The following is a 22265-nucleotide window of genomic DNA, read 5'->3' as shown; positions in this document are numbered from 1 at the left end:
CACAGCATCCGGTGCATTACCGGTATGCCCGCGAAGCGGCCGGCACAGACAAAAGAGGACGTCATGCCTGATCGTGCACCGATGGACCCCGTCACCGCCCGCTGGATCCCCTGGGTGGTGGCCATCGCCTTTTTCATGCAGTCCCTGGACGGCACCATCCTCAACACCGCCCTGCCGGCCATGGCCCGCTCGCTGCAGGAGGACCCGTTGCGCATGCAGGGCGTGATCATCTCCTACATGCTGACCGTGGCCTTGCTGATTCCAGCCTCGGGCTGGATCGCCGACCGTTTCGGTACCAAGCACATTTTCTTCAGCGCCATCTTGCTGTTCAGCTTCGGCTCGCTGCTGTGCGCCGCCGCCAACAGCCTGGGTTTCCTGATTTTCGCCCGCGTCGTGCAAGGCCTGGGGGGCGCGCTGATGCTGCCGGTCGGCAGGTTGGTGGTGCTGCGTGCCTATCCGCGCTCAGAGCTGGTGCGGATCATGAGCTTCATCACCATCCCCGGCCTGCTCGGCCCGCTGCTGGGCCCAACCCTGGGCGGCTGGCTGGTAGAAATCCTGAGCTGGCACTGGATCTTCCTGCTCAACCTGCCGGTAGGGGCAATCGGTTGCCTGGCGGTGTGGAAGTTCATCCCCGACCTGCGCGGCGCCGAGCGTACCTCCTTCGACACGCCCGGCTTCATCCTGTTCGGCGCAGCGATGGTGCTGATCACCATCGCCATGGAGGGCCTGGGCGAGCTGCATTTGCCGCACCTGCGGGTGATGCTGTTGCTGTTCGCCGGCATGGCCTGCCTGGCCGCCTACTGGCTGCGCGCCGGGCGCGACCCACAGCCGCTGTTTTCGCCCAGCCTATTCCGCGTGCGTACATTCGCCATCGGCATCCTTGGCAACCTGTTCGCACGCCTGGGTAGCGGCGCCCTGCCCTTCCTGGTGCCGTTGCTGCTGCAGGTCGCTCTAGGCTACTCGCCGTCCCAGGCCGGCATGAGCATGATTCCGTTGGCCGCCGCAGCGATGGTGGCCAAGTCGGTCGCCAGACCGATGATCGAGCGCCTGGGCTATCGCATCGTGCTGACCGGCAATACGCTGCTGCTGGGCATGCTCCTGGCCAGCCTGGGCCTGGTCGATGAGCAGACGCCCTATGCCCTGCTGCTGGTGCAACTGGCCTTGCTCGGCGCGGTGAACTCGTTGCAGTTCACCGCCATGAACACGGTGACCCTGATCGACCTGGACGACGCCAGCGCCAGCAGCGGCAACAGCTTGTTGTCGGTGGTCGCGCAATTGTCGCTGAGCCTGGGCGTAGCCTGCGCTGGCGCCCTGCTTGGCGGCTTCACCGCGGCGGGCAGCGCCGAAGGCGTGGAAACGACACTTGGCGCCTTCCAGCTCACGTTCTTGACGGTTGGCATCATGGCCATGCTGGCCGCTGCGATCTTCCTGCAACTGGCCCCGACTGACGGAAGGCGTGCCCGTCGTCAGGAAGCCCACATGGATTCGTAGGGCGAATGGCCACGAGGCTGGTAGACTGTGCGGCATTTTTCGCTTCGCACCGCAGGCCCGCCTCGTGACCACCGAAACCACCGCCTTTGCCACTTTGCCGTTGTCCGCTGCCATGCTGGCCAACCTGGACGCCCTCGGCTACGCCTCGATGACGCCGATCCAGGCCCAGAGCCTGCCGGTCATTCTCAAGGGCCAGGACCTGATCGCCCAGGCCAAGACCGGCAGCGGCAAGACTGCCGCCTTCGGCATTGGCCTGCTCAACCCGATCAACCCGCGCTACTTCGGCTGCCAGGCCCTGGTGCTATGCCCGACCCGCGAGCTCGCCGACCAGGTGGCCAAGGAGTTGCGTCGTCTGGCCCGTGCCGAGGACAACATCAAGATCCTCACCCTGTGTGGCGGTGTTTCGCTCGGCCCGCAGATCGCTTCGCTGGAGCATGGTGCGCACATCATCGTCGGCACGCCAGGCCGGGTGCAGCAGCACCTGGACAAGGGCACCCTGGTGCTCGACGGCCTTAACACCCTGGTGCTGGACGAAGCCGACCGCATGCTCGACATGGGCTTCTTCGACGCCATCGCCAGCATCATCGGCAAGACCCCGTCGCGCCGTCAGACCCTGCTGTTCTCCGCCACCTACCCGGCAGGCATCGAGCAGTTGGCTGCCGATTTCATGCGCAAGCCACAGCAAGTGAAGGTCGAGAGCCTGCACGCCGACAACCAGATCGAGCAGCGCTTCATCGAGATCGACCCACAGCAGCGCCTGGAGGCGGTCACCCGTGTACTGGGCCACTATCGCCCGCAGTCCTGCGTGGCGTTCTGCTTCACCAAGCAACAATGCGAAGACGTGGTCGCCCACCTCACCGCCAAAGGCATCGTCGCCCAGGCGTTGCATGGTGACCTGGAGCAACGTGATCGCGATCAGGTGCTAACCATGTTCGCCAACCGCAGCAGCTCGGTACTGGTGGCCACCGACGTGGCCGCCCGAGGCCTGGATATCGACGGCCTGGACATGGTCATCAACGTTGAACTGGCCCGCGACGCGGAAATCCACGTGCACCGTGTCGGCCGGACTGGCCGTGCTGGCGAGAAAGGCATCGCCATCAGCCTGGTGGCCCCGGCTGAAGGTCACCGCGCCCAGGCCATCGAGACCCTGCAGAAGAGCCCGCTGCGCTGGGACCAGTTGGACAGCCTGAAGCACAAGGGCGGCGAGCCGTTGCTTCCGCCAATGACCACGCTGTGCATCGCGGCTGGCCGCAAGGACAAGCTGCGCCCGGGCGATATCCTGGGTGCGCTGACGGGTGACGCCGGAATTCCGGGTAAGCAGGTGGGCAAGATCGCCATCTTCGACTTCCAGGCGTTCGTGGCGGTGGAGCGTCCTCTGGCCAAGCAGGCCATGCAGCGGCTCAATAGCGGCAAGATCAAGGGACGCTCCCTGAAGGTTCGCATCCTCTAAAACCAAACGCCTATCCTGTGGGAGCGGGTTGACCCGCGAATGCGCCAGCGAATGCACCCCCGTATTCGCGGGTCAACCCGCTGCCATAGGGTTCCGTGTTTCATACCGACAGGTTTACACCGTGCATTCCACCGATGTAATCATCCTCGGCGCCGGCGCCGCCGGCCTGATGTGCGCCCAGCTCAGTGCCCGCCGAGGCCGCCGTGTGTTGCTGCTCGACCACGCCAACAAGCCAGGCAAGAAAATCCTCATGTCCGGCGGCGGGCGCTGCAACTTCACCAACATGTACACCGAGCCGTCCAACTTCCTGTCGCAGAACCCGCACTTCTGCAAGTCGGCCCTGGCCCGCTACACCCAGTGGGACTTCATCGAACTGGTGGCCAAGCATGGCGTGCCCTACCACGAGAAGAAGCTCGGCCAGCTGTTCTGCGACAACAAGTCCAGCGACATCCTCAACATGCTGCTGGCCGAGTGCGATGAAGCGGGTGCCGAACTGCGCATGGAAACGCGCATCGAGCACATCGAAAAGACCGAGCAGGGTTACCTGCTGCAGACCAGCGCCGGCCCGTTCGCCTGCCAGTCGCTGGTGATCGCCACGGGCGGGCTGTCGATCCCGACACTGGGCGCCACCGGCTTTGGTTACCAGGTGGCCCGCCAGTTCGGCCATACCCTACTGCCGACCCGCGCCGGCTTGGTGCCATTCACCATCACCGAGCCCCAACTCAAGGCATTGTGCAGCGAGCTTTCGGGCACCTCGCTGGACTGCACCGCCAGCTGCAACGGCACCCGTTTCCGCGAGAACCTGCTGTTCACTCACCGCGGCCTGAGCGGGCCGGCAATTCTGCAGATTTCGTCGTTCTGGGAAGCCGGCGACACGGTCGAGATCAACCTGCTGCCGGATCGCGACGCGCTGGAATGGTTGCAGCAACAGCAGACCGAGCGCGCCAACGCCGAACTGAAGACCGTGCTTGGTGAAGTTTTCACCCGCAAGCTGGCCAACCTGTTGGCCGAGCAGTGGTTCGAGTCCAAGCCCATGAAGCAGTACACCCCGGCGGAGCTTGGCCAGATCGCCGACAAGTTGTCGGCCTGGCAACTGGTGCCCGCCGGCACCGAGGGTTATCGCACCGCCGAGGTAACCCTGGGCGGCGTGGACACCCGAGAGGTGTCGTCCAAGACCATGGAGTCGCTCAAGAGCCCAGGTCTTTACTTCATCGGAGAAGTGCTGGACGTGACCGGGCACCTGGGCGGCTTCAATTTCCAATGGGCTTGGGCATCTGCTAACGCCGCGGCGCAGTTCGTGTAGAGTAGAATCCATTCAGCAGCACGGAACGCTTCTTGCTGGTCTGTGCGCGGAGTGCCGGTTTTCCGGGGCTGATGTGAACGGCCCCGATTGCCCGGCCTCGAAAGGTATTCATTCGATCACTGCCCAAGGCCATCATGTCATCGAGCTCGTTCCGCCATTCATTGCGTCGTTTGTGGGGCCAAGACAAGTTCAGCTACAGCATTCGGGTAACGATCGCCCTGACCGGCAGCATGGCCCTGTGCTGGTATCAAGACGAGATGGCACTGCTGATCCCGCTGTTCCTCGGTATCATCGCCAGCGCCCTGGCCGAAACCGATGACAGTTGGCAGGGCCGTCTCAGCGCACTGGCGGTTACCCTGGCGTGCTTCGCCATCGCCGCCCTGTCGGTCGAGTTGCTGTTCCCCTATCCCTGGATCTTCGCCGCAGCCCTGGCCCTGGCAGCCTTCAGCCTGACCATGCTCGGCGCCTTGGGCGAGCGCTACGGCGCGATCGCCTCGGCAACGTTGATTCTTTCGGTCTACACCATGATTGGCGTGGACCAGCGCGGCGGCCAGGTAACCGATTTCTGGCACGAACCACTGCTGCTGGTGGCAGGCGCCGCCTGGTATGGTCTGCTGTCGGTTTTGTGGCAGGCACTGTTTTCCAACCAGCCGGTGCAACAGAGTCTGGCCAAGTTATTCCGTGAACTGGGGCACTACCTTAAGCTCAAGGCCAATCTGTTCGAGCCCATCCGCAACCTCGACGTGGAGGCCCGGCGGCTGGAACTGGCCCAGCAGAACGGCAAGGTCGTAGCGGCCTTGAACGCAGCCAAGGAAATCATTCTGCACCGGGTAGGCAACAGCCAGCCGAACTCCAAGCTCAGCCGCTACCTGAAGCTGTACTTCCTGGCACAAGACATTCACGAGCGGGTCAGCGCCTCGCACTACCCCTACAATGCCCTGGCCGAGGCGTTCTTCCACAGTGACGTCATGTTCCGCTGCCAGCGCCTGCTGCGCCAGCAGGGTTCGGCGTGCCAGGAGCTGTCGCGCTCGATCCGCCTGCGCCAGCCCTTCGTCCTGGACACTGGCTTTGCCGAAGCACTGGAAGACCTCAACGCCTCACTGGAGCACTTGCGCATCCAGAGCAACCCGGCCTGGCGTGGGCTGCTGCGCTCATTGCGTGCGCTGGCGGCCAACCTTGCCACCCTTGACCGGCTTCTAGGGGCGGCAAGCAACCCGGACAGCCTTGCCGACGCCAGCGACAGCAGCCTGCTCGACCGTTCGCCACGCAACCTCAAGGACGTATGGAACCGCCTGCGGACGCAGCTTACGCCCACCTCGTTGCTGTTCCGCCATGCCCTGCGCCTGCCGTTGGCACTGTCGGTCGGCTACGGCATGGTGCACCTGATTCACCCGACCCAGGGCTACTGGATCATCCTTACCACGCTGTTCGTCTGCCAGCCCAACTACGGCGCCACGCGGCGCAAACTGGTGCAGCGGGTCATCGGCACAGCCATCGGCCTCACGGTGGGTTGGGCGTTGTTCGACCTGTTCCCCAGCCCGATCATCCAGTCAATGTTCGCCGTGGTCGCCGGCGTGGTGTTCTTCGTCAACCGCACGACCCGCTACACTTTGGCCACCGCTGCGATCACCCTGATGGTGCTGTTCTGCTTCAACCAGATCGGCGACGGTTACGGGCTGTTCCTGCCGCGTCTGTTCGATACCCTGGTGGGTAGCCTGATCGCCATTCTCGCGGTATTCCTGTTCCTTCCTGACTGGCAGGGCCGTAACCTGAACAAGGCGCTGGCCAACACCCTGACCTGCGCCAGCGCGTACCTGCGCCAGATCATGCAGCAGTATGCCCATGGCAAGCGCGATGACCTGGCCTATCGCCTGGCGCGGCGCAATGCTCACAACGCCGATGCGGCGCTGTCCACTACCCTGGCCAACATGCTGATGGAGCCTGGGCACTTTCGCAAAGAGGCCGATGTCGGTTTCCGTTTCCTGGTGCTGTCGCATACCTTGCTCAGCTACCTCTCCGGGCTGGGTGCCCACCGCGATACGACGCTGCCGACCGAAGTTCAGGAGCAGTTGATCGAAGGTGCCGGCCAGAGCCTGGCCAGCAGCCTGGACGAAATCGCCAACGGACTGGCGGCGCGACTGCCGGTGCCGATCCATAGCGATACCGAAGAGGCCTTGGCCAACACGCTGGAGCAGATGCCGGAAGAGCTGGATGAACAACAGCGGTTGGTACAGACCCAATTGGCATTGATCTGCCGGCAACTGGGGCCGCTGCGAACGCTGGCGGCGCATCTGATCAAGGAGGGTGCACCGGGCTGATTGACCTGTACACCCTATCGCCGGCACGCCGGTTTCAGAGGGTGGGATCAGAAGCCGTACTGGTGCATGAGGCGGGCATAGCTGCCATCGGCTTTCATCGCTGCGATGGCGTGCTCGAAACGATCGACGATCTGCAGATGGTCGGGCCTTTTTAGGCTGACCAGAATGTGCAGGCTGTTCTCCCCCAGTGGTGGCTCGACCAACTCGACTTCATCGCGCACTTTCGAAGATTCACGCTGCAGGTTGTAGCGGGCAACGTACTCATCCTCCACCGCCAGCTGAACCCGTCCTGCGGCCAGCATGCGCAAGGCAGTGGAAAAGTTTCGTACAGTCACCTTGTTCAGACGGCTGTCGCCATCGAATTGCGGCGAATAGGCATAATCGCGTACCACGGCAATGCTGTAGGGATACAGATCCGACTGACGCTGGTAGCGCACGTTGCTTCCCTTACGCTGGAGCAGACGAATGCGGTTGGTCAGGTAGGCTTTGGAAAAGTGGCCAATCTGCGTCCGTGAGTCGGTGTACCACGCGTCGATCAGGACGTCATAGCGCCCCTCCCCGACCCCCATCAGTGCCCGCGCCCAAGGCACCTCTTCCACTTCGCTGTCGTAGCCTGCGCGGGCGAACGCCGTGGTGACGATGCGGGTGGCTAATCCCCCCCCTGGCATGCCACTGTCGGTGAACGGAGGCCAGTTGTCGGCTACCAGCCGCAACTTCTCCTGGCCCACGGCAGGCATGGCCAGCAACACTCCCAGTAACCCCAGAACGCACAGCAGTGGCCGCATGCTCAAGTCCTTTTGTAGTAGAGGGCTCACGCTATTGAAGGCGGTCTTCGCAACTACAGGACTTGCAGGTTACACATCGGGAGAGGTAAGCGATAGCGGGCAATGATGTCAAATAGCCTCTATTTTGGTCTACGATATGCCGCCATGACTGGGCGTAATGTTCAGGCCTCATTGCGAGGCCTGATTCTCAGCCACGCAGCGACTCGAAGGCACAGCGCGCGATCTGCGCATCCTGAACCGCGACACCGGTCAGGTCCGCCACGGTCAATTGCCCCTCATCTTCGCGAGCGATGGCGTCACCGGCGAGCACAGTCCCGATTTCCACTAGCCTGGCCGGGCTCATCAAGCCAGCCTGCAAGGCGTGGGACACCTCGCCATATTGACTGCACTGGCGGATCGAGTCGACCACGATGCGGTCGGCACTGGCTACCAGCCTTGGGTCGAGTTCTTGCTTGCCGGACGTGTCGGCGCCCAACGCAGTGATGTGCGTACCGGGCCGTATCCATTCACGTTGCAGCAAGGCCTCACGAGACGGGGTGGTGCAGACGATCAGGTTGGCCGCTTCGGCGACCGCCTTGGGCTCACGTTCCACCCGCACGTCGAACCCCAGTGCCTGGGCGTAATCCCGGTAGGCAGCCAGCCCCGCATCGCTGCGCCCCCACACACTCACCTCGCGGCACGTGGTAACGGGCATGAGTTGCGCCAGTTGCATTCGCGCCTGGGTTCCAGTCCCAAGAATCCCGATCGCCTCGACCTTCGCGGGTGCCATCCGCCGCGCGACGATCCGCCCGGCCAATGCTGTACGCATGCCGGTCAGCCAACCTTGGTCCGCCAGCAACGCCAGCGGCTGACCGGTTCGGGCACAGAGCACCAGCATCAAGCCGTCATTGCTCTCCAATCCTCGTGCAGGGTTGTCGTAGAAGCCGGTGGACACTTTGACGGTAAAGGTCTCGCTGCCTTCCACGTAGGCCGACTTGATGCAACAGTCACCATTGGACTGGGCAAAAACGAAGGTCTGGACCGGGGGTGCCTGGACCTTTCCCTGGGAATAGGCGATGAAACCCTCTTCGAGCCAACGCTCGGCCACGCCCAGGTCAAGATGTTGTTCGATGCGGTGCCTGTCGAAGACGTTCATGCGATCGCCTCCAGGTATTGCTCCAGTTGGATGTTGCGCCCGCACAGCACCACCGCGACTTTCTTGCCTTGATAGTCTTTGGCCAATTGCTTCATGCCCGCCAGAGCGACCGCTGCCGCGCCTTCGATGATCCAGCGTTCATGGGAGGCGACATCGCGCATTGCGTCCTTGATTTCACGCTCGCTGACCAGCACGGTCCTGTCCAGCAGCCGCTGGCATAGGCCGAAAGTGATGCTGTCGGGTTCGACTCCGCCTGCGGTGCCGTCCGAGAGCGTGTCGGTTTCTTCGACCTCGATGATCCGTCCCGCTACCAGCGAGCGCTGCAGCGTCGGCGCATTGACCGGCCAGCAACCGATCACCTCCACCGACGGCTTGAGTTTATGCAGCGCGGCAGCGATGCCGGAAATCATCCCCCCGCCACCGACGGCAACGAACACTGCATCCAGGTCGAAATGCTGCTCCAGCAATTCCATGCCGATGGTGCCCTGCCCGGCGATGACCTCCAGATCGTTGTACGGCGAGACGAACGGCTTGCCTTGCTGCCTTGCCCGGCGTCCTGCCTCGAGCTCGACCTCAAGCGGGTCGCAATCCAGCAATTGGACATTGGCACCCAGCGCGCGCATGGCGTCGATCTTCACCGGCGATGCCTCGCTGCTGGCGTAGACCGTGACGGGCACCCCCAGCAATTGGCCAGCCAGCGCCAGGCCTTGGCCATGGTTGCCCGAGGACGCGGCGATTACCCCGAGGTGACGCTGCTGAGCATCCAACAGCCGCAGCTTGTTACTGGCCCCCCTGAATTTGAACGACCCCGTGCACTGCAAGTGCTCGCACTTCAGAAGAACGTTACAGCCGGTCAGCGCGGACAACCCAGCACTGGGGAGCAACGGGGTGACGGGTACCTGCGGGCGTAGCGCCTGATGGGCCTGGAAGATCGACAGAAACAGCGCGTCGAGCTCGGCATCGTTGATTTCCATGGACGGGTTCTCCGGGGTGAAAGGCGGCCACAGTGCCGCCACTAATAGAATATTCGTCCACCGTAGAATATTTATCTACAAACAGCAAGCATCGCCTGTCGCTGGAGACCTGCCTTCACGCTTCCCGCATGAGCTTCACATACTTGTAGACCGTCGCCCGCCCCATGCCCAGGACATTGGCCACGTAGTCATAGGCACTCTTGCCACGAAAAGCCCCTTGTCCATGCAGGGCCTGCACCAGCTCACGCTTGTGGTCACGGTCGAGGCTGCCGAGGCTCAACCCCTTGTCCGCGAGCCAGGCGTGCAGGAAGGTATTGATCCGCTCCTGCCAATCGTCGCGGAACAGTGCTTCTGGCTGTGGCAGCAAGCGGCTGGCCTGGAAGAACAGGTCCAGCGCCTGCTTGGCCTGCTCGAGCACCGAGATGTTGAAATTGATGCACAGCAGCGCTTCCGGCTGACCGGACTCATCGACCATCACGCTGCTGATGGAGCGGATCTTCTGGCCATTCCAATTGAGCTTTTCGTAGGGCCCCAGGGGCGCCGAGGGGTCCAGTTCGGCGGGCAGGTCATCCAGCGCCGAATCATCCCCCAGCTGGCGCTTGGAGATGTTGTTGGCGATATGCACCACGGTCTGGCTGCGCAGGTCGTGAACCACGACTTCGGCATGGGGGAACAGCAGGGTAGCAACGCCATCGGCCATGGCGGCGTAATTACTGAAACGAGGGGATAGAGCCTGCCGATTAGCGGACATCTGCAAATTCCTGGCGTATGGATGCGATCTGGAGGACGGCCTTGCGCTGTTCAAGGGGGCTCGCGCCACAGCGGTCAAGGGTACCCCAAGACTTCACGGATCTGCCGCAGGTGCTGGATGATCCACTGCTTGTCGATGGCCCCCCAGTCATGGATGCGGTAATGCCCGGCATGGTTGCGCGCACCTTCCTGTTGCTCGAACTCGCAGACGATATCCAGGTCGGCCAGCGCGGCAATGGTGTCTTGCGCCGTGCGCCGTGGCATACCGGTGGCCTCCATCAGCGCCGGTACGCTGGTGGCTGTCTGACTATCGATCAGCCAGGCCACATACAGACGACGATAGAAACTGCTCTTGGTCTTGCTCACATCCATGCCGCTTGGTCCTTAACAATTGCCCTGCAGCTCCCGATAGGTCAGGTAGACGCGCAGGTCGAATTCCAGTTGGTGATAGTCCGGCTCCATGTGCTGACAGAGCTGGTAGAACGCCTTGTTGTGCTCCCGCTCCCGCAGATGGGCCAGCTCATGCACCACGATCATGCGCAGGAACTGTGGCGCAGCCTCCTTGAACAGCGAGGCAATGCGGATTTCCTTCTTTGCCTTGAGCTTGCCGCCCTGGATCCTCGACACCGCCGTGTTCAGCCCCAACGCACGGTGGGTGAGGTCCAGACGATTATCGAACAACACCTTGTCCAGGCTCGGCGCACTGCGCAGGTACTGCTGACGCAAATCCTGGGCATAACCGTACAACGCCTTGTCGCTCTGAATGTCGTGACGTTCAGGGTAACGGCGTTGCAGGTAATCGCCCAGGCGGTTGCTGTCGATCATCTGGCGCACCTGCGCCTGCAGGTGCGGCGGGTAGGCTTGCAAGTAGCGTAATGCGGTCATGGCACAGGGTATGGCGGAACGAAGGGCGAGTTTAGCCAATCATAGCCTCGGCCAGGGGAAAATTGTCGGGAAGCGCCCGGCATCCGCTGCCGTCATCGGGTGGGCGACGATGAAACCCTGCACGTACGCACAACCGTTGGCTTTGAGCCAAGCTGCCTGGGCCGGGGTTTCAACGCCTTCGGCGATGACCGTGATGGCGTAGTCCGCGCACAAGGCGATCACGCTGCGCACCAGGGCTGCATCAACCGCGGAGTCCGGCAGTCGTGCAACCAGATGACGGTCGATCTTCAAGGTATCTATTGGCAGGTCGCGCAGCATGCGCAGCGAACAATCGCCTGCGCCAAAGTCGTCCAGGGCTACCCGAACACCCAGCTCACGCAAACGATTGACCTGCTTGACCGCCTCGTCGATGTTGTACATCAGCGAAGTCTCCGCGACCTCGACCTCCAACTGCGACGGGCTCAGCCCTTGTTCGTTGATTACCCGCTGCAGTTCGTCCACCAGGCTGGGCATGGAAAACTGTGCGCGACTGAGGCTGATACCCAGTACCACGTCCGGCGCGAAGTGTTCACGCCAGGCCCGGCGCTGGGACACGCCCTGACGATAGATCCAACTGGCCAGGCGGTTGATCAACCGGGCCTCTTCCAGCAATGGAATGAACAGCCCCGGCGGCACATCGCCGACACTAGGGTGCTGCCAGCGCAACAATGCCTCGAAACCACGCAGGTGACCGTCGGCGAAACTGACCTGGGGCTGATACACCAGGGTGAAGGCGCGTTCCTCGATGGCAGCGCGGACACCGTCTTCGAGCATCAGCCTCGAACGTGCTCGGCCGTTGAGCTCCTGATCATAGAAGCGGTATTGCTGACGTCCGGCTCGCTTGGCTGCATACATCGCCACATCGGCGGCCCGCAGCAGGCCTTCGACGCTGGCACCGCAGTCCGGGTACGTGGCGATCCCGATGCTGACCCCCAGGTTCAGGTCCAGATCATCTATATGCTGGCAGCTGGACATCCGCTCGAGCAGTCGCTCGGCAAAACGCCCGGCCTGTTCCGGATACGGTAGCCCGTCGAACAGCGCGGTGAATTCATCGCCCCCCATGCGTGCCAGCAGGGCTTCATTACCCAAGCAGTCCTTGAGCTGCTCGCCGACCCAACGCAGCACACGATCACCGGCGTCGTGACCCAGGGAGTCATTGATGCGCTTGAACCCGTCCAGATCCATGTACATGAGCGCCTGGCACTTGTCCGAGTGTTCGTTACGCATCAGCACCGCGTCGGCCGCCTGATAGAAGCCGCGACGATTGAGCAGGCCCGTGAGGGGGTCGGTCACGGCTTGATATTCGAGCTGCTGATGCAGGTTGCGCACCACCGACATGTCCAGCACCGTCACTACCATGGCCTGCTGCTCGGCGGGCAGTGGCGCGCACGACAGCGCCACCGGTACCAACTGACCGGTCTGGGTACGCAGCTGGGCGTCATGCACACGAAAAATCCGCCGTGCCAGGTAGGCCTGGTAGAACTCTGAATCGACCCACAGGCTGACATTGGGCAGTTGCACCAAGTCCAGTACGGACACGCCCTGCAATTGCTCGACCGGCGCCTGCAACAGCCGCGAGATAGCCGGGTTGGCGAAACTGATGATGCCTGTAGCATCCACCACTAGAATGCCCTCGGCGGCATTCTCCAGAATCGAGGCATTGAACGCCCTGGCAGCCTCCAGCTCCCGGGTCAGGCGCTGGAGCATGCGCCGGTTACTCTGCTGGTCGAGCAAAGCCTGGACCTTGGGCTTGAGTATCTGCGGGTCGAACGGCTTGAACATGTAGTCCACGGCGCCGCTGGCGTACCCCTTGAGCACGGCTTCGTCGGACTGCTCGTTGGCCGTCAGGAAAATGATCGGCGTCAGCCGCGTGCGCTGACTGCCGCGCATCAGGCGGGCGACTTCGAAGCCGTCCATTTCCGGCATCTGAACGTCCAGCAGCACCAAATCGACATCGTGCTCGAGCAACGCGCTAAGGGCTTCCATCCCCGAGCTCGCCGTCAACACCTGCCAATCCTTGCGGGCCAAGAGCGCCCGCATGCTGATGAGGTTTTCCGGGTAGTCGTCTACAACCAGTAAAACCGAGTTGCCATCCGGCAATTGAGTATGAGCGCCATCCATGCTGCTTCTCTTGTAAGACTGCCTTCGAATCCAATTGGATCCGATTATGAACTCTAGCCTTGATGACCAAACGCGCAATGCAAGGAATGGCTAAGCGCCATCAACTAGGACGGTAGCCGACTAACGGTCAACCCGCCACCAGCAAAAAGTCGAGCAAGGCCTGGGAAGCCGGTCAAGCCTTGCACAAACAAAAAGCCCGCATATCGAATGCGGGCTTTTCGGGTTACGCAGCAGCCGGATCAGTTGACCTTGGCGGCCAGCTCACCCTTGGCATAACGTTGGAACATGCCTTCCAGGGAGATCGGTTTGATCTTCGAGGCATTGCCCGCAGTGCCGAAGGCTTCGTAACGGGCGATGCACACGTCACGCATGGCCTTCACGGTTTCGGCGAAGAACTTGCGTGGGTCGAACTCGCTCGGGTGCTGAGCCATGTAGCGACGGATGGCACCCGTGGAAGCCAGGCGCAGGTCGGTGTCGATGTTGACCTTGCGTACACCGTACTTGATGCCTTCGACGATTTCTTCGACCGGCACGCCGTAGGTTTCCTTGATGTCACCGCCGTACTCGTTGATCACTTTCAGCCACTCCTGAGGTACCGAGGAGGAGCCGTGCATCACCAGGTGGGTGTTCGGGATGCGCTTGTGGATTTCCTTGATGCGGTCGATGGCCAGGATGTCGCCGGTTGGCGGCTTGGTGAACTTGTAGGCACCGTGGCTGGTACCGATGGCGATGGCCAGGGCATCGACCTGGGTCTTCTTGACGAAGTCAGCGGCTTCTTCCGGGTCGGTCAGCATCTGGCTGTGGTCCAGGATGCCTTCGGCGCCCACACCGTCCTCTTCACCGGCCTGGCCGGTTTCCAGGCTGCCCAGGCAACCCAGCTCGCCTTCTACCGATACACCGCAGGCGTGGGCGAATGCCACGGTCTGCTGGGTGACGCGAACGTTGTACTCGTAGTCGGACGGAGTCTTGCCGTCTTCCTTGAGCGAACCGTCCATCATGACCGAACTGAAGCCCAGCTGGATGGAGCGCTGGCAGACGTCAGGGCTGGTGCCGTGGTCCTGGTGCATGCACACCGGAATGTGCGGGAATTCTTCGATGGCCGCCAGGATCAGGTGGCGCAGGAAAGGGGCACCGGCATATTTGCGGGCGCCGGCCGAGGCCTGGACGATCACCGGGGAGTCGGTCTTGTCGGCCGCTTCCATGATGGCGCGCATCTGCTCGAGGTTGTTGACGTTGAAAGCCGGAACGCCGTAACCGAACTCGGCGGCGTGGTCCAGCATCTGGCGCATGCTAATGAGTGCCATTGTGTATCTCTCTCCCGACAAGCGTCGTTTGTTTCGTGCAAGCCTGCCGCAGGGGCGGTTGCTGTTCAAGTAGTGTGGGCCGCCAGCGCGGCCCGGCCAGTCACGGTGCCTTGCAGCCCCGCCCAATCAGATCGTTCGTCGCCACCCAGTACACCAGGCCTTCTTCGCCCTTGGTGTGGAAGGCCAGCACGCCATCGCTGTACAGCGCGCCGGAAGCACCCGGTTCGGACTTGAGCCGGTAGACCTGGTCACCGCCGCCAAGGCGTACGTCGACTTCATCCCGTTTCGCATCAGCGAAACGCCACAGGACTTCGGTCTGGGTGTCGCAGACCCAACGGGTCCAGTTGTCCGTCGGCGCGGGCTGCGCCGGTTGCAGCAGTGAGCATCCTGCCAGTGTCGCCAGGGCCATCGAGGCCAGCAGCGCTTTCATCAAATTACTCCGCTTGAAGCTGCATTGCAGCCCATCGCCGGCAAGCCGGCTCCTCATCACGCAGACCACGAAATACCCGTCAGGTTGCCTGCCACCCGATCAAGGGCAGCCGGGCGCTTTGCGCTGATGCTCGTCGTCGTACTTTTCCAGGCCGGTCGGCCCCAGGCGCTTGTTGATCACCGGCACGGTCTCGGCCTGCCATTCAGACTGGTAGCAACCGCCTTTGGGCGGTTGCGGGCCTTCGGCATCCGAGGACGGGCTGCTGGAGCATGCGCCCAGCAGTCCGGCAAGGATCATCACAGGCAATTGCTTGACCATCCGGTCGCTCCCTTTGCCAGGCGCCTTCTCTATCAGGCCTTGGCCCGTTCTTCCAGGATTGCCACGGCAGGCAGGACCTTGCCCTCGACGAATTCGAGGAACGCACCGCCACCGGTAGAAATGTAGGAGATATCGGCGCCAACGCCATATTTGTCGATGGCCGCCAGGGTGTCACCGCCACCTGCGATGGAGAAGGCGGCGCTGTCGGCGATGGCCTTGGCCAGTACCTTGGTGCCGTTACCGAACTGGTCGAACTCGAACACGCCAACCGGGCCGTTCCACAGGATGGTCTTGGACGACTTCAGTAGCTCGGCGAAGTTGGCAGCGGTCTGTGGGCCGATATCCAGGATCATGTCGTCGGCAGCCACGTCGGCGATGGCCTTGACGGTGGCTTCAGCGCTCTCGGCGAACGCCTTGGCAACCACCACGTCCACGGGCAGCGGAACGCTGACCTTGGCGGCGATGGCCTTGGCGGTATCGACCAGGTCCGGTTCGTAAAGCGACTTGCCAACCGGGTGACCTGCGGCAGCGAGGAAGGTGTTGGCGATGCCGCCACCGACGATCAGTTGGTCGCAGACCGCGCTGAGGCTGTTCAGCACGTCCAGCTTGGTGGACACCTTGGAGCCGGCAACGATGGCCGCCATCGGTTTGGCCGGGGCCTTCAGGGCCTTGCCCAGGGCATCCAGCTCGGCAGCCAGCAGCGGGCCGGCAGCGGCGACCTTGGCGAACTTGGCGACACCGTGGGTCGAGCCTTCGGCGCGGTGGGCAGTCCCGAAGGCGTCCATGACAAACACATCGCACAGGGCGGCGTACTTCTGCGCCAGCTCGTCGGCGTTCTTCTTCTCGCCCTTGTTGAAGCGTACGTTCTCGAACAGCACCAGATCACCCGCCTTGACCTCGACGCCGTCCAGGTAGTCGGCCACCAGCGGCACTTCGCGGCCCAGCGCCTTGCTCAGGTAGTCGGCAACTGGCTTGAGGCTGTTCTCGGCAGAGAACTCACCCTCGGTCGGGCGGCCCAGGTGCGAGCAAACCATTACCGCCGCGCCCTTTTCCAGGGCCAGCTTGATGGTCGGCAGCGCTGCCAGGATACGCGCGTCGCTGGCTACCACACCGTCCTTCACAGGGACGTTGAGGTCTTCGCGGATCAAAACGCGCTTACCTTGCAGGTCGAGGTCGGTCATCTTCAACACGGTCATGAATGCAGTCCTTCAGGGCTGTTTGGTGCGGGTTGGGTGTACGACGTGCAGAAAATGTTCGGCTACGTCGAGCATACGGTTGGCGAACCCCCATTCGTTGTCGAACCATGCCAGCAGGTTGACCAGGCGTGGGCCTGAAACACGGGTCTGGCTGGCATCGACGATGGCCGAATGCGGGTCATGGTTAAAGTCACAGCTGGCGTGCGGCAGCTCGGTATAGGCCAGCAAGCCTTTCAGCGGGCCATCCAGCGCCGCCTCTCGCAGCACCCGGTTGACCTCGGCCGCGCTGGTGTCGCGGGCGGTCTGCAGGGTGATGTCCAGGCACGACACGTTCACGGTCGGCACGCGTACCGCTTTGGCCTGAATTCGTCCGGCAAGTTCCGGAAGCAGGCGTTCGATACCACGAGCAAGACCGGTGGACACCGGTATCACCGACTGGAAGGCAGAGCGCGTGCGGCGCAGGTCTTCGTGGTGATAGGCGTCGATCACTGGCTGGTCGTTCATCGCCGAGTGAATGGTGGTGATCTGCACGTACTCGATGCCGAAAGCCTGGTCCAGCACCCGCAGCAGAGGCACGCCGCAGTTGGTGGTGCAGGAGGCGTTGGACACCAGGCGTTCATTGCCGCTCAGGCAGTCTTGGTTGATGCCATAGACCACCGTGGCATCCACGTCCGCCTCGCTGGCCATCGGTTGAGAGAACAATACCCGTGGCGCGCCGGCATCCAGGAAACGCTGGCCATCGGCACGGGTGTGGTAGGCGCCGGAGCACTCCAGCACCAGGTCGATGCCCAGTGCCGCCCAGTCGACGCCTTCCGGCGTGGCGCTGCGCATTACCTTCACGCAGTCGCCATTGATATGCAGACAGTCGCCATCGACCTTCACCTCGCCGGGGAAGCGCCCGTGGGTGGAGTCGAAACGAGTCAGGTATTCGACGCTGGCCTGGTCGGCCAGGTCATTGAGCGCAACGATCTCGAAACCGGCCGTTGCCCCACGTTCGAACAGTGCGCGCAGGACACAGCGGCCGATGCGGCCGTAACCGTTGAGTGCAACTTTGTAGGGACGCAGGTGGGACATTCGTTGGCTCGCTAACGCATGATGGCGGTTGGGGCCGCGTTGCGGCCCATCGCGACGCAAGGCCGCTCCCACAGGGACCGCACGTGCAGTAACCTTGTGGGAGCGGCCTTGTGTCGCGAAACGAGGGCTATGCCCTCGCCTTACGCCTGTATCAGTCTTCCAGCAGCTCTTCGGCGGTACCCAGGATGTTGTCCAGGGTGAAGCCGAACTCTTCGAACAGCGCGCTGGCCGGAGCCGACTCGCCGTAGGTGGTCATGCCGATGATACGACCTTCCAGGCCGACGTACTTGTACCAGAAGTCAGCATGGGCGGCTTCGATGGCGATACGCGCACCGACTTCGACCGGCAGCACGGACTGCTTGTAAGCCGCGTCCTGGGCATCGAACACGCTGGTGCACGGCATCGAGACGACGCGAACCTTGCGGCCTTGCTCGGTGAGCTTGGCGTGTGCCTGGGTGGCCAGGCCGACTTCCGAACCGGTAGCGATCAGGATCAGTTCAGGCTCGCCGGCGCAGTCCTTCAGCACGTAGCCGCCACGGGCGATGTTGGCGATCTGGTCGGCGTCGCGGTCCTGATGCTGCAGGTTCTGACGCGAGAAGATCAGCGCCGATGGGCCATCCTTGCGCTCCAGGGCAGCTTTCCAGGACACGGCGGATTCGACCGCGTCGGCCGGGCGCCAGGTGTCGAGGTTCGGGGTGCTGCGCAGGCTGGTCAGTTGTTCGATCGGCTGGTGGGTCGGGCCGTCTTCGCCCAGACCGATGGAGTCGTGGGTATAGACGTGGATGACGCGCTGCTTCATCAGTGCCGACATGCGCACGGCGTTGCGGGCGTATTCCATGAACATCAGGAAGGTCGCGCCGTAAGGTACCAGGCCGCCGTGCAGGGCAACGCCGTTCATGATGGCGGTCATGCCGAATTCGCGCACACCGTAGAACACGTAGTTGCCGCTGGCATCGTTGGCTTCGACGCCCTTGCAACCTTTCCACAGGGTCAGGTTGGAGCCGGCCAGGTCGGCCGAACCGCCCAGGAACTCCGGCAGCAGCGGGCCGAATGCGTTCAGGGCATTCTGGCTGGCTTTACGGCTGGCGATGGTTTCGCCCTTGGCAGCCACTTCGTTGATGTAGGCCTGGGCTTTCTCGGAGAAGTCAGCCGGCAGCTCACCGCTCTCGCGGCGCTTGAACTCGGCCGCCAGTTCCGGGTAGGCCTTGGCGTAGGCGTCGAAACGCTGGTTCCAGTCGGCTTCTGCCTTGGCGCCAGCGGCCTTGGCATCCCACTCGGCATAGATGTCGGCAGGGATTTCGAAGGGGCCGTGGTTCCAATTCAGTTCCTTGCGGGCCAGGGCGATCTCATCGTTGCCCAGCGGGGCACCGTGGCAATCCTCTTTACCCTGCTTGTTCGGCGAGCCGAAGCCGATGATGGTCTTGCAGCAGATCAGGGTCGGACGGTCGCTCTTGCGAGCGGTCTCGATGGCCGTCTTGATTTCGTCGGCGTCATGGCCGTCGACGTTGCGGATCACCTGCCAGTTGTACGCTTCGAAACGTGCCGGGGTATTGTCGGTGAACCAGCCGTGCACTTCGCCGTCGATGGAAATGCCGTTGTCGTCATAGAAGGCGATCAGCTTGTTCAGGCCCAGGGTGCCGGCCAGCGAGGCGACTTCATGGGAAATACCTTCCATCATGCAGCCATCGCCCAGGAACACGTAGGTGTGGTGGTCTACGATGTTGTGGCCTTCACGGTTGAACTGGGCTGCCAGGACCTTTTCGGCCAGGGCGAAGCCCACGGCGTTGGCGATACCTTGGCCGAGTGGGCCAGTGGTGGTCTCGACGCCTGGGGTGTAGCCATATTCGGGGTGGCCCGGGGTGCGGCTGTGCAACTGGCGGAAGCCTTTGAGGTCATCGATGGTGACGTCGTAGCCGGTCAGGTGCAGCAGCGAGTAGATCAGCATCGAGCCGTGGCCGTTGGACAGCACGAAGCGGTCGCGGTCGGCGAATTTCGGGTTGCTCGGGTTGTGCTTCAGGTAATCGCGCCAAAGCACTTCGGCGATATCCGCCATGCCCATGGGGGCACCTGGGTGGCCGCTGTTGGCCTTTTGCACGGCATCCATGCTGAGGGCACGAATGGCGTTGGCACGCTCACGACGGCTGGGCATCGCTAATCTCCTGGGGCTTGAATAGGTAGTGAAACGAAAAAAGGCGGCCATTTTCGCCCACAGGCGGGCTCGGGGGCAATGACGGATGGTCGCAGTCGGGCATTTTTCCTGTGATTGGCCTCCAATTCGGGGGAAACACAGGGAGCGGCGGTGGATTGATCACGGGTAAACCCGCTTGCGCAGGCTCACGTGGTGCTGGGTGCGTGCTCCGCTCATCACCCAATATCAAAACTTTTTGATATTGCTATTGCGGGGGTAGCCCTGCCTGTCTAGACTGCCGCGTCATGAACCTACGTGCGCAGCCCATTTCCATTCAGCGAAGCGACACCCTGGCCGCCCTGTGCAAGGCCAGTGGCGACGCGCTGCGCCTGAATGTCCTGCGCGCACTGGCCAGCGACTCGTTCGGGGTGCTGGAGCTGGCACAGATTTTCGACATCGGCCAGTCGGGCATGAGCCATCACCTGAAAGTGCTGGCCCAGGCTGAACTGGTGGCCACCCGTCGCGAAGGCAATGCCATTTTCTACCGCCGCGCCTTGCCCGACGGCCTTCGCCCAGGCGGCCGGCTGCATGCGGCGCTGCTCGAAGAAGTCGACGACCTGGCCCTGCCAGAAGACGTGCTGGCCCGAATCGCGCAGGTGCAACAACGCCGCGCCGCCACCAGCCAGGACTTCTTCCTGCGGGTGGAAGAAAAATTCCGCGCCCAGCAAGACCTGATCGCGGGGCTGCCCCAGTACCGCGAAAGCCTGTTGGCACTGCTGGACAATCTCAGTTTCACGCCCACGGCCACGGCCCTGGAAGTCGGCCCAGGGGACGGCGGTTTCCTGCCAGACCTGGCCCAGCGCTTCACTCAGGTCACCGCCATGGACAACAGCCCGACCATGCTCGAGCTGGCCCGCCAGGTCTGCGAACGCCAAGGCCTGGGTAATGTAAATCTGCAGTTGGCCGATGCACTGGGTGCAACGGATGTGGAAGCCGACTGCGTTGTGCTGAACATGGTCCTGCACCATTTCAGCGACCCGGCCCAGGCCTTGTGCCAGTTGGCCAAACGGGTGAAGGCCGGCGGCAGCCTGCTGGTCACCGAGCTGTGCAGCCATGACCAGAGTTGGGCGCGGGAAGCCTGCGGCGACCTCTGGCTAGGTTTCGAGCAGGACGACCTGGCCCGCTGGGCCCATGCTGCCGGGCTGACACCCGGGGACAGCCTCTATGTAGGCTTGCGTAACGGTTTCCAGATTCAGGTCCGACATTTCCAGCGGACGGCTGGCGACACTCACCATCGGTAAATTTTAGGAACCCGTCGAGATGAGCGAATATTCCCTTTTCACCTCCGAGTCCGTGTCCGAAGGGCATCCGGACAAGATCGCCGACCAGATTTCCGACGCGGTCCTGGACGCCATCATCGCCCAGGACAAGTACGCTCGCGTAGCCTGTGAAACCCTGGTCAAGACCGGTGTCGCCATCATCGCCGGCGAAGTCACCACGTCTGCCTGGGTCGACCTGGAAGACCTGGTGCGCAAAGTCATCATCGACATCGGCTACAACAGCTCCGACGTCGGCTTCGACGGCGCCACCTGCGCCGTGATGAACATCATCGGCAAGCAGTCGGTGGACATCGCCCAAGGCGTTGACCGCTCCAAGCCTGAAGACCAGGGCGCTGGCGACCAGGGCCTGATGTTCGGCTATGCCAGCAACGAAACCGAAGTACTGATGCCGGCACCGATCTGCTTCTCGCACCGTCTGGTCGAGCGCCAGGCTGAAGCGCGCAAGTCCGGCCTGCTGCCATGGCTCCGCCCGGACGCCAAGTCGCAGGTCACCTGCCGCTACGAGAACGGCAAGGTAGTCGGCATCGACGCCGTGGTGCTGTCGACCCAACACAACCCTGAGGTTTCGCAGAAAGACCTGCAGGAAGCGGTGATGGAGCTGATCGTCAAGCACACCCTGCCGGCCGAGCTGCTGCACAAAGGCACCCAGTACCACATCAACCCGACCGGTAACTTCATCATCGGTGGCCCGGTGGGCGACTGCGGCCTGACCGGTCGCAAGATCATCGTCGACTCCTACGGCGGCATGGCCCGTCACGGTGGTGGCGCGTTCTCCGGCAAGGACCCGTCCAAGGTCGACCGCTCCGCCGCCTATGCTGGCCGCTACGTGGCCAAGAACATCGTTGCCGCCGGCCTGGCCGAGCGCTGCGAGATCCAGGTGTCCTATGCCATCGGCGTAGCCCAGCCAACCTCCATCTCGATCAACACCTTCGGTACCGGCAAGGTCTCCGACGACAAGATCATCCAGCTGGTGCGCGAGTGCTTCGACCTGCGTCCATACGCGATCACCAAGATGCTCGACCTGCTGCACCCGATGTACCAGGAAACCGCCGCCTACGGTCACTTCGGCCGTACCCCGCAGCAGAAGACTGTCGGCGACGACACCTTCACCACCTTCACCTGGGAGCGTACCGACCGCGCCCAGTCGCTGCGTGACGCTGCCGGGCTGTAATTTTCCTACAGCGGTGAAATGAAAGCCCCTGCCGAGTGATCGGCAGGGGCTTT

The 22265-nt window shown here is 62.7% G+C and carries 19 protein-coding genes; 6 read left to right on the top strand and 13 right to left on the bottom strand.

From position 1 onward, the window contains the following. Positions 1-63 precede the first annotated feature (63 nt). The 4 genes from mdtD (at position 64) to yccS (ending at position 6562) form a co-directional block, all read left to right on the top strand. Positions 64-1491: a multidrug transporter subunit MdtD gene (gene mdtD / locus H620_RS0120475; protein ID WP_023378401.1), complete on the top strand. Its 1428-nt coding sequence runs from the start codon at positions 64-66 to the stop codon at positions 1489-1491. Between the two features lie 112 nt (positions 1492-1603). Then, on the top strand, positions 1604-2941 hold the full coding sequence (dbpA, locus tag H620_RS0120470) for an ATP-dependent RNA helicase DbpA (RefSeq protein ID WP_238346403.1): 1338 nt from the start codon (positions 1604-1606) through the stop codon (positions 2939-2941). Positions 2942-3062: 121 nt separating this feature from the next. Further along, complete coding sequence (locus H620_RS0120465) at positions 3063-4244, top strand: BaiN/RdsA family NAD(P)/FAD-dependent oxidoreductase (protein ID WP_023378398.1); 1182 nt, start codon at positions 3063-3065, stop codon at positions 4242-4244. Between the two features lie 134 nt (positions 4245-4378). Further along, the gene (gene yccS, locus H620_RS0120460) at positions 4379-6562 is read left to right on the top strand and encodes a YccS family putative transporter (protein WP_023378396.1); all 2184 of its coding nucleotides are present in this window, start codon (positions 4379-4381) and stop codon (positions 6560-6562) included. Between the two features lie 47 nt (positions 6563-6609). Here the strand turns inward: yccS and H620_RS0120455 are convergent, their stop codons facing one another. From H620_RS0120455 to tkt, 13 genes are all read right to left on the bottom strand, one after another. Next, positions 6610-7347, bottom strand: a complete 738-nt coding sequence (locus H620_RS0120455; protein WP_023378395.1) for a substrate-binding periplasmic protein — start codon at positions 7345-7347, stop codon at positions 6610-6612. A gap of 187 nt (positions 7348-7534) precedes the next feature. Next, positions 7535-8482, bottom strand: a complete 948-nt coding sequence (locus H620_RS0120450) for an ornithine cyclodeaminase family protein (protein WP_023378393.1) — start codon at positions 8480-8482, stop codon at positions 7535-7537. After that, positions 8479-9456, bottom strand: coding sequence for a threonine/serine dehydratase (locus H620_RS0120445; protein WP_023378391.1), 978 nt, complete (start codon positions 9454-9456; stop codon positions 8479-8481). Before H620_RS0120445 ends, H620_RS0120450 begins: the two co-directional genes overlap by 4 nt. Positions 9457-9571: 115 nt before the next feature. Continuing rightward, a complete protein-coding gene (locus H620_RS0120440) occupies positions 9572-10207 on the bottom strand; it encodes a helix-turn-helix transcriptional regulator (RefSeq protein WP_027907947.1) in 636 nt (211 codons plus the stop codon). Positions 10208-10281: 74 nt separating this feature from the next. Next, positions 10282-10578: a winged helix-turn-helix domain-containing protein gene (locus tag H620_RS0120435; protein ID WP_023378388.1), complete on the bottom strand. Its 297-nt coding sequence runs from the start codon at positions 10576-10578 to the stop codon at positions 10282-10284. 12 nt (positions 10579-10590) lie between these two features. Beyond that, entirely contained in the window at positions 10591-11091 is a 501-nt protein-coding gene (locus tag H620_RS0120430) for a M48 metallopeptidase family protein (protein WP_023378386.1), read from the bottom strand. A gap of 39 nt (positions 11092-11130) precedes the next feature. Next, the gene (locus H620_RS0120425) at positions 11131-13251 is read right to left on the bottom strand and encodes a putative bifunctional diguanylate cyclase/phosphodiesterase (protein WP_023378384.1); all 2121 of its coding nucleotides are present in this window, start codon (positions 13249-13251) and stop codon (positions 11131-11133) included. A gap of 239 nt (positions 13252-13490) precedes the next feature. Next, positions 13491-14555: a class II fructose-bisphosphate aldolase gene (gene fba, locus H620_RS0120420; RefSeq protein WP_023378382.1), complete on the bottom strand. Its 1065-nt coding sequence runs from the start codon at positions 14553-14555 to the stop codon at positions 13491-13493. Positions 14556-14655: 100 nt separating this feature from the next. Then, positions 14656-14985: an MliC family protein gene (locus H620_RS0120415; protein ID WP_023378381.1), complete on the bottom strand. Its 330-nt coding sequence runs from the start codon at positions 14983-14985 to the stop codon at positions 14656-14658. 99 nt (positions 14986-15084) lie between these two features. After that, positions 15085-15336: a hypothetical protein gene (locus H620_RS0120410; protein ID WP_104882256.1), complete on the bottom strand. Its 252-nt coding sequence runs from the start codon at positions 15334-15336 to the stop codon at positions 15085-15087. Further along, entirely contained in the window at positions 15336-16499 is a 1164-nt protein-coding gene (locus H620_RS0120405; protein WP_023378377.1) for a phosphoglycerate kinase, read from the bottom strand. The genes H620_RS0120410 and H620_RS0120405 overlap by 1 nt, the downstream gene beginning before the upstream one ends. Before the next feature lie 12 nt (positions 16500-16511). After that, complete coding sequence (gene epd / locus H620_RS0120400; protein WP_027907946.1) at positions 16512-17573, bottom strand: erythrose-4-phosphate dehydrogenase; 1062 nt, start codon at positions 17571-17573, stop codon at positions 16512-16514. Between the two features lie 151 nt (positions 17574-17724). Continuing rightward, a complete protein-coding gene (gene tkt / locus H620_RS0120395; RefSeq protein ID WP_023378375.1) occupies positions 17725-19722 on the bottom strand; it encodes a transketolase in 1998 nt (665 codons plus the stop codon). Between the two features lie 284 nt (positions 19723-20006). Between tkt and H620_RS0120390 the strand changes: the two genes are divergently transcribed. Then, a complete protein-coding gene (locus H620_RS0120390; RefSeq protein ID WP_023378374.1) occupies positions 20007-21002 on the top strand; it encodes an ArsR/SmtB family transcription factor in 996 nt (331 codons plus the stop codon). A 19-nt stretch (positions 21003-21021) separates the two neighbouring features. After that, positions 21022-22212, top strand: coding sequence for a methionine adenosyltransferase (metK, locus tag H620_RS0120385; protein ID WP_023378373.1), 1191 nt, complete (start codon positions 21022-21024; stop codon positions 22210-22212). The last annotated feature ends 53 nt before the right edge of the window (positions 22213-22265 follow it).

Source organism: Pseudomonas taiwanensis DSM 21245 (assembly GCF_000425785.1).
Lineage (GTDB): Bacteria > Pseudomonadota > Gammaproteobacteria > Pseudomonadales > Pseudomonadaceae > Aquipseudomonas > Aquipseudomonas taiwanensis.
Note: the sequence above shows the minus strand (reverse complement) of the source record. Positions and strands in the feature narration are given on the sequence as shown.